The organism is Leptospira borgpetersenii serovar Javanica, from assembly GCF_003046425.1.
Classification (GTDB): Bacteria; Spirochaetota; Leptospiria; order Leptospirales; family Leptospiraceae; genus Leptospira; species Leptospira borgpetersenii.
On record NZ_QAJG01000008.1, the window covers coordinates 107,501 to 120,430 of the forward strand.

Annotated in this window: 10 protein-coding genes and 1 pseudogene (1 of these 11 running past the window's edge); 7 read left to right on the forward strand and 4 right to left on the reverse strand. The window is 40.5% G+C overall.

Annotation, left to right across the window (positions count from 1 at the left end; translation table 11 throughout):
* From CLV95_RS08390 to CLV95_RS18815, 3 genes are all read left to right on the forward strand, one after another.
* Positions 1-751, forward strand: partial view of a tetratricopeptide repeat protein gene (locus CLV95_RS08390; protein ID WP_002729236.1) — the 3' portion only. The gene continues 41 nt to the left of window position 1, outside the view; only the last 751 of its 792 coding nucleotides appear in the window; its start codon lies off the left edge, out of view; it ends in the stop codon at positions 749-751.
* Entirely contained in the window at positions 729-2,045 is a 1,317-nt protein-coding gene (gene mtaB, locus CLV95_RS08395; RefSeq protein ID WP_002736333.1) for a tRNA (N(6)-L-threonylcarbamoyladenosine(37)-C(2))-methylthiotransferase MtaB, read from the forward strand. Before CLV95_RS08390 ends, mtaB begins: the two co-directional genes overlap by 23 nt.
* 75 nt (positions 2,046-2,120) lie before the next feature.
* Entirely contained in the window at positions 2,121-2,270 is a 150-nt protein-coding gene (locus CLV95_RS18815; RefSeq protein WP_016749281.1) for a hypothetical protein, read from the forward strand.
* A gap of 804 nt (positions 2,271-3,074) precedes the next feature.
* On the opposite strand, the gene CLV95_RS08400 is transcribed toward CLV95_RS18815, so the two are convergent.
* Together CLV95_RS08400 and CLV95_RS08405 are read right to left on the reverse strand one after the other, a co-directional pair.
* Positions 3,075-5,141 (reverse strand): sensor histidine kinase, encoded by a 2,067-nt coding sequence (locus CLV95_RS08400; RefSeq protein ID WP_002735035.1) that lies wholly within the window; start codon positions 5,139-5,141, stop codon positions 3,075-3,077.
* Positions 5,131-5,889 (reverse strand): response regulator transcription factor, encoded by a 759-nt coding sequence (locus CLV95_RS08405; protein ID WP_002734997.1) that lies wholly within the window; start codon positions 5,887-5,889, stop codon positions 5,131-5,133. The genes CLV95_RS08400 and CLV95_RS08405 overlap by 11 nt, the downstream gene beginning before the upstream one ends.
* A gap of 75 nt (positions 5,890-5,964) precedes the next feature.
* Here CLV95_RS08405 and CLV95_RS08410 point away from each other — a divergent pair, with 75 nt between their 5' ends.
* Together CLV95_RS08410 and CLV95_RS19315 are read left to right on the forward strand one after the other, a co-directional pair.
* Complete coding sequence (locus CLV95_RS08410) at positions 5,965-7,302, forward strand: sugar transferase (protein ID WP_002734943.1); 1,338 nt, start codon at positions 5,965-5,967, stop codon at positions 7,300-7,302.
* A 150-nt stretch (positions 7,303-7,452) separates the two neighbouring features.
* A pseudogene (locus CLV95_RS19315) lies at positions 7,453-8,235 on the forward strand (prohibitin family protein).
* A 61-nt stretch (positions 8,236-8,296) separates the two neighbouring features.
* Here CLV95_RS19315 and CLV95_RS08425 read toward each other — a convergent pair.
* Positions 8,297-8,959 (reverse strand): class I SAM-dependent methyltransferase, encoded by a 663-nt coding sequence (locus CLV95_RS08425; RefSeq protein WP_002727610.1) that lies wholly within the window; start codon positions 8,957-8,959, stop codon positions 8,297-8,299.
* Positions 8,960-9,197: 238 nt separating this feature from the next.
* Here CLV95_RS08425 and CLV95_RS08430 point away from each other — a divergent pair, with 238 nt between their 5' ends.
* A complete protein-coding gene (locus CLV95_RS08430; protein WP_016749278.1) occupies positions 9,198-10,787 on the forward strand; it encodes a tol-pal system YbgF family protein in 1,590 nt (529 codons plus the stop codon).
* Positions 10,784-11,920, forward strand: a complete 1,137-nt coding sequence (locus CLV95_RS08435; RefSeq protein WP_002727590.1) for a tetratricopeptide repeat protein — start codon at positions 10,784-10,786, stop codon at positions 11,918-11,920. Before CLV95_RS08430 ends, CLV95_RS08435 begins: the two co-directional genes overlap by 4 nt.
* A gap of 495 nt (positions 11,921-12,415) precedes the next feature.
* Here CLV95_RS08435 and CLV95_RS08440 read toward each other — a convergent pair whose 3' ends face one another.
* Complete coding sequence (locus CLV95_RS08440) at positions 12,416-12,805, reverse strand: pentapeptide repeat-containing protein (protein WP_002734859.1); 390 nt, start codon at positions 12,803-12,805, stop codon at positions 12,416-12,418.
* Positions 12,806-12,930: the final 125 nt, after the last annotated feature.

Here is a 12,930-nt window from a genome sequence, read left to right on the forward strand (position 1 = left end):
CATTTTGTCTTTTTCCTTATCGGCGCAATCGAATGAGGAATACTATACCTCTGCTCTCAAGGAATTCGAAGCGAAGAACTACGAGAAATCTTTAGAAATGATTCGCTCCCTTCATGAAAAAGGAAAACGTTCTTATGAATCTCACTATCTTGCGGGCCATTGCCATTTTGCTTTAGGTAGGACTAAGTCCGCTGGTTCTCATTGGTCCGAAGCCCTTTCCATCAAACCCGGGGATGCGGCGGTCAGTTTGGATTATACAAAATATCTTTTAAACAACGGAAGGGAATTCGACGGCTTGCAAGTGATTGCTCGCGCGTTCGAACTTAATCCGCGTAATAAGGATATTCGTCTTCTTTTCGGAACTGCACTTCTTTATAACGGGAAAGCGAGAGACGCCCTTAATATCACTGAAAGATTAAAGGCGGAAGATCCCAATGACTATCGTCCTTTGGTGTTGGAAGGACAGATTTATTATTATCTCGGAAGTATCGAAAAAGCGGAAGTAAGTCTGAAATGGGCCAATTCTCTTGTTCCGAATAATGCGAACGTGTTAAATAACCTTGCGCTGGTTTATGAGAAGGCTTCCAGTCAGGAAAGTAAAAAAGGCAAATTCGGTAACGCGAAGAATTTTTTAAATTCCGCAAAAGAACAAATCGAATCCGCACTGAAACTCGAGCCCGAAAATCCCCACTTTAAAGATAATCTAAAAAGAATTGAAGCTAAGCTTAATGTCCTCGTCACCAATAGCTGAAAGAACGATTCTTTTTAATACTTTAGGGTGCAGGCTTAACTTTTTCGAGTCGGACGGTTTATTTTCGTCCTTGAGCAAACACGGATTTCGTTCCGTAGAAGTAGGGGAACATCCTGAAGTAGTCATCATCAATACTTGCACCGTGACCAATAAGGCTGATTCTAAAAATCGAAATACAATTCGAAATGCGATCAAAAAGTTTCCGGGTTCTCAAATCTGGGTTACCGGATGTTATGCCGAAACGGATCGTGAGTTAATCGAAGCGATTCCAGGTGTGGCTGGAGTTGTCGGAAATACGGAGAAATCAAAACTTCCAGTCATGATCTTGGAAAAGAAAGGTTTGATCGATTCGAATCAACTGATTCAATTTTCTTACGATCGTTTTTCTTATTCGGACGTTTTGCCGAACGGTCATACGCGCGCTTATTTGAAAATCCAAGATGGGTGTAATCGTAGATGTTCGTATTGTAAAATTCCGCAGGCACGTGGACTTGGAGTTAGTAGAAAATATCAAGACGTATTGGATCAAGTTCATTTTTTACAAGATCATGGGGTTGGCGAGATCGTTTTGACCGGTGTGAATTTAGGCTGGTATCGGGACGGCGAAAATAAAAAAGCCTTCAACAAAATCCTGGCGGATATTTTAAAGATTTTAGAATATTCGAGAATTCGAATATCTTCCATAGAGCCCCCCGATGTCGGAAACGAGCTTGTGGAGTTGATGACTCATCCTCGTTTTACTCCGTTTCTTCATATTCCATTACAAAGTGGGAATGCCGAAATTCTTAAAAAGATGAAACGCACGTACACGCCGGAAACTTTTCGAAAACGTGTGGAAATTGCCAAAGAAAAAATTCCAAATTTGTTTTTAGGAACGGACCTAATCGTAGGTTTTCCCGGTGAGACCGAGGAAATGTTTTTAGATTCGGTAAAAATGATTCAAGATCTAGGTTTTGCTAAGATCCACGCATTCCCTTTTTCCGTCAGAAGAAATACATTAGCCGAAACATTTCCGGATTCGGTTAGTAAAGAAATCAAAAAGGGAAGGGTTCATTCGCTGAATTCTTTGTCCAGAAAACTTCATGAAAATTATTCCTTATCTGTCATCGGACAAGTACGGGAAGCGATTTTAGAACAAGGTGGAACGGCCGTAACCGACAATTATCTCAAAGTGAAGTTGAATAAAACCGAATTGAAACCGCTCAAAGTGGGTCAATTTTTGAACGTGGAACTTCTTCAGTATGAAACGGCTCCGGATAAAGAAGGAGTATTCGTCGGCCGGGTTTCAAGATAAAATCGTCTGAGTAAAAAAGTAATCGATTGAACGTTTTCTACGAATCGTGTTCTAAGCGTAATTCAGACAATAAAGTTGTGGGTCATCAAATTCAACAGGACGCCTCCTTTGGATCTACGATCCAAAGGACCGCGCTCTTCCGCGACTTCGCCTAACGGCTCCGGTCACTTCGTGACCGCATTCTGCGTCGCTCCGATCGCTGGCGTGGGACTTGCCGGATTTTAAATGGATTCCTTCGAAAAAGAAAAGATGGAGTTCCTACATTACTATTTCGGTAAAACTTTCAAAATGTACAAACTCATACAGAATCGGGTGATAAAAAGTTATTTTAAAGTCCGTAGATGACCCGATGTGACGTAATTTGTAGGAACTCCTACGAGGTCCGGATGTTATGATAAAACTTTAAAACATAGAATTTACCTACTTATTAGAGATTTTTAAAGGAATTATCGTTTCTATTTTTTAAAGTCTTGATATAAGTAAGTCGTAAGAAGAGCGGTTAATTTGAAATGTTCAAATAATCTAAGGGATCCTCTATAAAATCAAAAAACAACGAAACGTTATAAAGAATTTTTATGAGAAACCGTTGTTTTACGACATTCGAGAATTCTAAAATTTATTTTATAGAGGTTCTCCTGATCGAATTACAAGAGCTTACTTGAGGTACCGTTAATCTTCTTCTGATTATTTTTTCTTTCCGCCAACGTAATGGCTTCCTTTACCTTTACTATTAGTTCCGCCAACTCTCTTACTTCCTTTTCGATTTCCTGCGTCTATGGTTATAACAAATAAGAAAAAGATTAAGATCGAACCGGTAATAAATCTACTTCTAATTTTCATAATGTCCTCATATTCTAATATTTTTAAAGTAGATTGATAAAAATATGTAAAAAGTAAGGGAAATTATTAATAGAGTTGCTGAAAAATCAATTTTCCATCCGTTTCTGTTTCATGAAAACGATCGGTTGAAGCAGTTTTGTGAATCTGAACTATGGAATTTTTTAACAATTCTAATATTTCTTTATAACTTTATTCCGGAAGAAAAATCTCTACAAGCGCTTCGTTCGTATTCAAAAATTCTAAAGTAAGATAACCGCCGAAAATTTTCAATAAGGCGCTATGAATTCGTAAACCTTGTCCGGCAGATTCCAAAGTCGGATTTCGATCGGTTTCGATCCGATTTTTGATTCGTACTAAAATTCCCTTTTTCGTTTCATGATTCTCCGAAAAGGAAACGGAGATTTTATTTGCGCCGATTTCCCCCGAATATTTTACCGCGTTTCGAAACGATTCCCTACACGCGTAAAAAAGAATTTCCAAAGCTTCCGGTTTGGAAATCGGAAATCGTTCCTTGAGCGTTGGATCGTAACTCCATTCGAAACGTGAAGCCTCGAATTCGGAACTTGTTCTTCGGATCAACGCGTCGATCAGACCGAGCCTGGTAATTTCCAAACTCGTATCGGGAAGTTCCCTCAAAAAACTCGACACACGTTTGTGAAGATTTGTAAGAAGAGCGATTTGTTCCGTTAGAGCCGTTTCGTTTTGCAGCTGCGAAAGAATCAGAATGGAAGAATGAATTTCCGGAAGAATCTCATCGTGAAGAATTTGTCTCGTTTTGTAATCGGAGATTCTCTGCTCTTCCATGTGTCTTCGTTGCAAAGAACTCAACGTAAGAGAATTACTTTCCGTAAACAAAGAGGAAAGCATCCAGGACACGGCCGCCCGCGCGGTTTCGATTTCCTCTTCCGCATACAATCCGCCGTTTACTTTTTTGCCTAAGAATAAAAGTCCGTCTCCCGAATGGTCACTTTTCACCTTGAGGCAAAGCGCGAATTCGTTCTCATCCTCTAAATATGCGATGTTTTCCTTTTCAAAAATTAAATTCATGTTTTTGAATGTGTTTGGATCGGAATTTTCATTGGTCTCGATGCGGCCCGGATAATAAAGAACCACATCTTCGATAAAAGGAATCCGACTTTCGTTGATGAATAGGGCGGAAGAAGTTTCCAGAATTTCCGAGCAAAGAATGTCGAAAGGTTTTCGGAATTTTTCCTTCAGGGAATTCGAGTTCGTCAGCGAGTTCTCGGAAGTTTCTTCCGACGCAACAATGGAACTCAGCACGGAACTTTTTACGAGCCGGAGGTCTTTGCTTTTTTTCAGTAGAATCGTTCTGGAAATACAAAATACGTAAGAGCCCGTCAAAAAGAGTTCTATTTTAGAAAAACCGAATATCTTCAAAATGAAATACGAGATCGTTAGCGCGGAAAAACCGAGGATCGCGTTTCTCCATTCTCTTCTTAAACTGATCTTGGGAAGAATTCTTCCCGTAAAAATTTCGTACGAGATCAGAGCGTGTCCCAAAACCAAAACGGCGATCGCCACGAACGTCTGGATTCCGATTAAAAAAAGATAAAAGGATCCCGGGTCGTTGTCGGATCCGGAAACCGGATCCTTGATAACTCCGATTCCTCCTCCCAAGAACAGAAAAAATACCAGAAGAAAAACTCCGAATAACAAAAGCGAAACCGCTTTGAGATAAGGAACCGCCTTGTTTCTCGCCACTTCGGGAAGAATCCGTTTTGAAACCCGAAACGAAAAAAGGGCGAAAATCGGGATTACGATGCAAAATAGGATATAAATAAGATAGGAAAGTCGAAATACGAACGGAACTATATTCCAAAAATGGAATAGAGATATGTTCGCGGGGAATTTACGGCTCCAAGAAAAAAAGAAAACAATCGCAAAAATTTGAGAAGCTAAAAGAAGCCAAAAGAAAATTCTATAGATTCTTTTTTCCCTTAAAAAACCCAAGAACCAAACTACGATAAAAAACCAGCCGAAGGGAATCAGGATGAGTCCGAAAATGCCCGGAAAAAAATAGACGGCCGAATAGCTGGAAACGCGGATGAGACCCGATTGGCCGACCCAGGAAAAAAAACCGAATAACGCGGATACGGAAATCAGAATGAAGATCGTAAACGTCGCCGATCGATCTCTTCTTTCCAAATTGACGATCGTCGTCGACGCGAGCCAAAAGAGGATCGAAGACAAAAAGAGAAAAACCCCGCAGATAAAAATTTCCGGGTTAAAATTCAACGTTCGGTTCCCAGCGAATCCATTCGGTGCCGTTCTTGTAATAGGCGCTTCCGTCTTCTTCCCATTGTAAAAAACGATTCTCCCTAACGATCAAGGCCGCTCTGGTTCGGGCGACTTTTTCGTCCGAGTTGGATTCGTTCAGATCCCAAGCCGCATAGATTTGTCCGTTGATTCTGCTGATCGTTCTTTTATCCTTAAATCCAAGACGGGCTGCGATCTGTTCGTTGTTTTGTCCGGCGGCCAGCATCTTGGCTACGACCTTTTCATTCGGTTCAAGAATCGCCATCGGAGAATTCTCGTCCTGGTTTTTCACTTCGACGATTCTGGATTCGATTTCGGGATCGATAAAACTTTTACCTTCGTATGCGAGTTCAATCAAAGGAGCGATCATCTGTGGTAAAAGATAATTCGATTTCCGCACGTAAGCGTAATGGCTTAATATACCGGCTTTGCGAAAGGTTCGAAAGTATTCGTCGCTGTCTTGTATGGAGTAGATCACGACCGGTTTTCTCGGAAATTCTTTTCGTATGGCTATTATTGTTTCGATTCCGTTTAACGTTCCTGCTAATCGGACATCGACTAAAAGAACGTCGAATTCCGTCTTTAAGGAAAATTCGACCGCCTTCTCTCCGCTTGCACAATCGTAAAGGATCGAAAATTTGCCGAGTTCCTGGAGGCCGGCGATTACCGCTTTTCTCAGCTTTTCGCTGTCCTCGACTACGAGTAAATTCAGAACCTTATCTTTCATAGGGAGACCCGACTTTAAGTTTTTATCAAGGTCCCTGTCAAGCACTTGAGTGCGTTCGAATCCGCACTCGAGAGGATGAAGTCCGTTCGTGATTCTTGTATATTTCCAATCATGAAACGAATCATTGAATCGGCTTTGTCCGCAATCGCTTTGACCATTTTCTCTCCCGTCTTGATCGCAGTGGGTTTTTTGATCCTCGTCGCGGACGGTCGTCCTATTTTTTTTCGTCAGGAGAGACTCGGTCTTTTTAAAAGACCGTTTCGAATTCTGAAATTCAGAACGATGAAAGACGGACAAGTTACCGGTTTCGGTTATTGGTTGAGAAGAACGGGTCTCGACGAACTTCCACAGATCTGCAACGTTTTGATCGGAGATATGAGCGTCGTAGGCCCGAGACCTTTGACACGACTCGACGTGGATCGTTTCGGATGGGATCAGAACTACTACGACTTACGTTGGTCGGTTATTCCGGGAATCACCGGTCTTTCCCAGTTGTATATGGGAATGGGCGCTCGAGTTTCTTTTTGTTTTGATCGTTCCTATATGAAATCGAGAAGTTTCGGTCTCGATGTAAAAATCATTCTTCTTACTTTTGCGATGAATCTTTTCGGCAAGGCAAGAATCCGCGGACTGCTCAAGCGTTCGTTGAAAAGCAGAAGAATCGGAGTACGTTGGAAAGGATGGAGAGAACATTTCCGAGGAAACGAAAATCGTCCGTTGCCCAAGATCGACGCGGAAACTTTGGATCTTCGTCCGAACGAGATGCAATCGATCGCGTATTCTCTCGCCATATTTCAGTTAGGCGAAGCGGGAGAAGGCGGAATCGCCAAAGAGATCGACAAAACGATCCTTTTCGGAATCGACGGTTTTTATAGGGAAGCTCTAAAACTTTTCGTCAAGGAAGAAGGAAGACACGCCCGCATTTTGGGAGAATGCGTCCGCGCACTTAAGGGCAAATTGATCGAATCCAACTGGACCGAAAGATTATTTTACTTCGGAAGAAGATTGCTCGGAGTGCGACTCAAGTTGATGGTTCTTCTCGCGGCCGAGGTTGTAGGAATCTGTTTTTACAAAAAGATCGCTGAACGGATTCCGAACGGGTTCGTAAAAAACGCGCTTCTCGAAGTGGTAAAGGACGAGGAGAAACATCTGAAATTTCACGGAGATTTTTTTAGAATTCGAGTGCGGAACTATTTTGCCAAACTTCTTTTCCGCTATTTGTGGAGAATGGTTTCGTTCGCTGCGTGTGTAGCGGTCATACTGGATCATAGAAAGACGTTTCGTATATTAGGAATTTCGAATTGGAAAACATTCCAAAAATTTCAAGAAATTGCCCGTTCAACGGAAGATTTTATTTTGGAAGGGTTGAGCTGGAAGTTAAACGGAAATCGTTTACCGATCTTACTCAAATAGAATTTTGATATTCGAGGAGTATTTTCATTTCTTATTAGACTTTCAAATGAAAAGAAACTTTACTTTGGTTATTAAAGAACCCTTTTTTCGATTGATGTTAGACATATCTCTTGAGGAGAATCCAGTGAACTTAAAAAGGGGGAATCTGTTATGGAACAAATTATCGCAATTTTAAAAAAACATTGGTTAAAAGGAGCGGTTTTGCTTTTACTACTAATCGTAAATCCGGTCGTTTGTATCGGTCCCGGTCACAGAGGGGTCGTAACAAATCTCGGGTCCGTGTCGGACCGAATTCTTGGAGAAGGAATTAATTTCGTAGCTCCGATTTTACAGTCGGTAAAAAGTATCGACGTTCGGATTCAGAAGGTAGATGCCAATTCGACGGCTCCTTCCAGCGATTTGCAGGAGATTCATACCATGATCACTCTGACGTATCACCTTTCTCCGAATCAGGTAAATAAGTTATATTAAGAAATTGGAATGGACTTTGAGGAAACGATTATCGTTCCGGCGATCCTTGAGACGATGAAACACGTGACCGCGCAGTTTACCGCTTCGGATCTTGTGATCAAAAGAGAAAGTGTCTCTTTGAAGATTCACGATCTTCTTCATGCAAAATTGGGTAAGTTCTATATTCTCGTTGACGAAGTGTCTATGAAGGATTTTGAATTTTCCAAAACGTTTTCCGAATCGATCGAACTAAAACAAAAGGCGGAACAGGACGCGCTTCGAGCTAAGAACGAATTGGAACGGGTTAAGATTGAGGCGGAACAACAGATCGCGAACGCAAGAGCGGAAGCGGAAACGTTAAGATTGAAATCGCAACAAATTACACCGATGATGGTCGAGATGGAACAAATTAAGAAATGGGACGGTAAATACCCCGATACGTATTTGGGCGGCGGTTCCAACACGCTTTTTCAACTAAAATAGTTCGCAAATAGGGCCGGGTTGTTTCCGGCTTCTTTTCTAAATTGTTAAGCGACTTGAATTATTAAGAACGGATAAATTCTTCCGTAGTATCGTCTTCCTCTCTGAGGTCATAAAAACTATATTCGAAGTCTTTTCCTGCGACAACCTCCAAACCGTAAACGTATTCGGAAATTCTTATGTTCTTTACGATATCCAAATGATACAGTTCGGCTAAGAATTTCATTTTGTCCAAGGAGATCTTATCGTTGATTTTCGGGCCGATTGTATATTCATTTTTCACCCAATCTAGAACGATCAACTTTCCTCCTTTTTTTGTCGAACGTATAAGTCCATCCATGGCAAGTCCTGGATCCGGAAATGTAGACAAGACTAAAGATGCAAAAACGGCGTCAGGCGTTGGGATCCATTCCGGTAAAAGAGGGTGATCCGACTTTTCGATAAAAAAGGGAGTGAAGTTGGAAATTTCGTCTCGGTTTTTCCAATGAAGGACTTCGTCGATTAAGTCTTGTTGGCATTCTGCACCCCAGATCCAAGCGTCTTTCGGAAGTTGTTTTTTTAACTCTAGGGTAAAGTAACCGAGTCCCATTCCAAAATCGACCAAATTTACCGTTTCTTTAAGATTAAAATGTTTGAATACGACTTCTGGAGGAGTGAGTTCGCGGCGTTTGCTGGAAATCAAAAAATTCTGATACTCAGGGTTTTCGTAATAATCCAGATCGCTCATAATTCTTATTTGGATTATGTCTAATTGATCGTTTCGAAAATGTCAAATCCGAAATAATGAATCTTACAGCGCGTCCCAAAATTCCAGTTTACTTTGTCAGAAAGATCAGCTGCAAGGCTCTGTCCCAAAACTGGGACAGAGCCTTATATTATTACACATTTAAAACCGATTTCTCTTCGAATCGGTGTTAAATTACTCAGTTGAGATTGTCGATATAAGTACCAAAGATAATTCTTTTATGGAAATTCGTACTCGTATATTGCTCTTATTCTCATTTATAACGTTGGTTTCCTTTCCAAAGGCTCAGGAGAACACGTTCAACCAGAATCAGGTGGAGAATTATAGCGTGGCAAATTCCATCCATGCGGAAATTTTAAAAAAAGATGAAAATTCGATTCGAATTTTCTGGGATGCCCCGAAAGAAACCGGCGAGATCATCGTTGCTCGCGCTTCATCTATGATTGATACTCCGGAAAAATGTATGATTGCTGATTCGTTGGGCAAGTATCCGAGCGGAATTGCCGGCGGAGTGACCCAGATTTTCGATTATAATCTCAAACCGGGAACTTATTATTACGCGGTCGTTTTAGCGCATCGTGTTAAAAAGAATATGATTAAATTGATTCCTGGAAAAAACTTCACAACGATTCCTGTCGTCATTGAACACGCTCTTGCGCCGGGAGGGGCGAATGCGGACAATAAAATTCCTGAAATTCCGGATGACGCAAGGGTGATCGATCTGACGGTTAAAAAAGAAGGCAAATATCTTCGATTGAATTGGACTCCGTATGAAAAGGCCATTCCGAACGCGACCGTTTATACGGTTTATCGTTCTTCGGAACCCATGTCTTCCTTATCTTTGATGAGAAAAGCGGAAAAGTTAACCGAATTGAGTCATCCCGAATCCACGTTTTTGGACCAGGATCTGAACAAATCTCGAACGATCTATTACGGTGTCAGTGTGAGATCCGGTGCAAAAGAAATTTTACCCCTGATAAACGGACAATCCTTCACTCGATTCTTTTATATCGGAAATCCGAGTAAGGATGGTTCTGAAAATATTCCATCTTCTGAATATTCGGAAGATGAAATGCATGTAAAAGATATTAAGGCGACCGTTGAAGGCCTTGACGTAAAACTCGAATGGAAGGCTCCTGAAAAGGCGGATGCGAATACGGTTTATACGATATATCAGGCTCTCAAACCCTTGAGCGGCGGAACCGCTACTTTTCTCGGGGGAAGTGTCCGTAAATTGGGCGAGATAAATCACCCGGATACGATCGCGCAGGTTCGGATGAAATCTTTGGATTCGAAAATCTATTTCGGAGTTACGGTAAAACATCAAGATAAGGAAGGATTCAACCTCGTTGAAAATGAATCTTTTGTTGCGATCAATTCAGATAAGGTTCAGAATCCGGAAGAAGACGAACAGTCGAAAGTAAAAGATAATCAGGAGGAGGATTCGGTAGATAAACAACAGGAAGAAGGTTCGATAGAGAAAGAACCGGAAGAGAATGCTAAAGATAAACAGGAAGAGGAAGAATTTTCCGGAACCGATGACGAACTCGATAAGATCTTGAAGAGAACCTACTGGAAAAAGGAATATTCGGACGCGATTCACTACTTGAAATCGTATGCTAGAGACGGAAATTCCGTTTACTTAAAAGGGAAAGCTAAATTTTTCACTGGACTCTCCTACTATAAAAAAGGGAATTATCAAGAAGCCCTTAAGTATTTCATCAATAAAGATAGTAAATTTTATAACACAGAACGCTCGGAATTTTGGTCGAAACGTTGTCTGTCTCGGATCTCCGGAGGAAATCCATGAACCGCTCCATCATTTTAATTACTGGATTTTTATTCATTTGCGCCGGTCTTTTAATCGGAGTTTACCAGACCACGGTTCAAGACGAGGATTCCAAACGGACGTCGGTTCTCGAAAGAATTAAAGAGGGAGAGGAATACTTAAAACAAACCAACCCAAGTGCGACTGAAAAAGCGGTGGACATCTTCTCCGAACTTTCCGCGAAAGAGATTCCCGAGGAATATTCATTTCGAGTGAAATATGATATGGGAAGGGCTCTGGAAAGAAACCAAGACAGTCTTTTAGCTCTTGGGATTTATCGTGAATTGAATCAGAAAGAAGGTCTTTCCAGAGACGAACGTTCTAAAGTCGCTTACTCGATGGGAAATCTTCTTTTACAACTCAATCGAGACGAGGAAGGAAAGGGACATCTTGAGGAAGTTCTCAGAATTTCCGCGGATTCAAAATTTCGTTCTAACGCGTTATCCGCCATTGCGGACTATTATATGAAAAAAGGCAATTACGATCTTTCTCGTAAAAACTACGTTCTTGCATTACAAGAGGATCCTGAAAATGTAAAGGCGCGCGTTCGTTGGGGAAAATCCCTCCGCAGAATGGGAAAGGATTGGTCCGCTTACGACGTATACGATGACTACGCTCAAGCAGGGTTTTATTTTGATCCGGAAAAAGAAAAAGTCACTTCGGAATTTCGAAGCGGAATCTTAGAGAAGGCAAGACAACTTTATGTTCGTAAACAGTATTATGGGGCAATTGATACTTTCAAGAAAGCTCTTGAAATGGGAATTAGTCCCAAAGCCGAAGAGCAGGCTTTGTTCTACATTGCTGAAAGTTACGAAGCAGTCGGTAAATCCGATTCTGCTCTTCAATACTTGAACCGAGTTTTGGGAAACCAAGACGGTTCTTTGGATCAAACGGCTCTTTTCCGCAAAGGTACGATCTATTTCAAAAGCGGAAAATATGAAAAGGCGGCGGCTTTATTTCAAGAAGCTTCGGATAGATATCCGGATTCTCCGGTCGGAAGGAAAGCGAGCGCTTGGAAAAAGGAATCTTTGGATCAAATAGAAGATAATCTTCATTATAAGGAATCCGACAAAGCGAAAAGTAAAGAGGATTTGGAAACTGAAAGATTGGATTGAAAGATTGAGAATATATGATAATTTCCGAACATTTAAGACTTTGTCCGCAAGCCTAAAAATGTGCGAACTACTGCTTTTTTAAAAATTTTTACCGAACAGTTTGAATTTTAAGTATATTCAAAAGACTTAAAGTTCGAACATCGTAGTATTCAAATCAAAATTTGCGCGTGAATTATTATCTCTACTCTATCGTCATCAAATGAAAAATTCATTTGATATTCCGTAAGAAACTATCGAGCGACTTAGAGTCTGTCCCAAACCTCGCAATGTAGGAACTCTAACGAGAGTTTAACAATTATAAAATCCGTTCAAACTACCAAAGGGCGCTTTCTGTGGGAACTCCTATATTCTATAACCGACTTACGAATGATTGTAACTGATTTCTTTTAAGGTTTTGGGACAGACTCTTAATAGAAGTGAGACACTGATTTATCGGCGTAACATTTTCGATTCAGTAAAATTGAGTTTTGGGGCCGCTTTAAAATGAATTCGAATTCATCGATTCTTCAGAATTCCACTTTTTACATACAACGCCGATTGATCCGGATTTAAAGTTATTCCGTAAGCATAATTCGTTCCGAATACGATTTGATCCATACCCCTTCCGGTAATTGTAATTGATTCTATGTGGCAAGAGGAAATATAACAATTTTTCATGGAACAATTTTGAATGGAAATAGTTTTTAGATTGCAAAAGTTGAATCTAGCATTTTTAAGATTACAATTTTCTAAATTAAAATTTACGAAACAATTTTCAAATTCTACGTCCTCTAAATCATAGTCCCTAAGAGTAAAATTAAAATCCTCGATGGATACGTTCGTAAATTTTCTTTCTCTTCTTTTGATAAATTGAACCAATTTTTGAACGGAAATATCATGAGTCATTTTTTATAGACCTTGTAATGTAAGCCTTGTCTTAATGCCAATATAAAACAAAGACAAAAATTCTTGAATTCAATTTTTGCTTAAAGCCGCTGTTCAAAGATGAATTTCCAAATGAAAAAATTCAA

Coding starts and splice junctions, on each gene's coding strand:
- CLV95_RS08435 (WP_002727590.1), top strand. CDS start 10,784: ATGAACCGCTCCATCATTTTAATTACTGGATTTTTATTCATTTGCGCC.
- CLV95_RS08405 (WP_002734997.1), bottom strand. CDS start 5,889: ATGAAAGATAAGGTTCTGAATTTACTCGTAGTCGAGGACAGCGAAAAG.
- CLV95_RS08425 (WP_002727610.1), bottom strand. CDS start 8,959: ATGAGCGATCTGGATTATTACGAAAACCCTGAGTATCAGAATTTTTTG.
- CLV95_RS08430 (WP_016749278.1), top strand. CDS start 9,198: ATGGAAATTCGTACTCGTATATTGCTCTTATTCTCATTTATAACGTTG.
- CLV95_RS08410 (WP_002734943.1), top strand. CDS start 5,965: ATGAAGTCCGTTCGTGATTCTTGTATATTTCCAATCATGAAACGAATC.
- CLV95_RS08440 (WP_002734859.1), bottom strand. CDS start 12,805: ATGACTCATGATATTTCCGTTCAAAAATTGGTTCAATTTATCAAAAGA.
- mtaB (WP_002736333.1), top strand. CDS start 729: ATGTCCTCGTCACCAATAGCTGAAAGAACGATTCTTTTTAATACTTTA.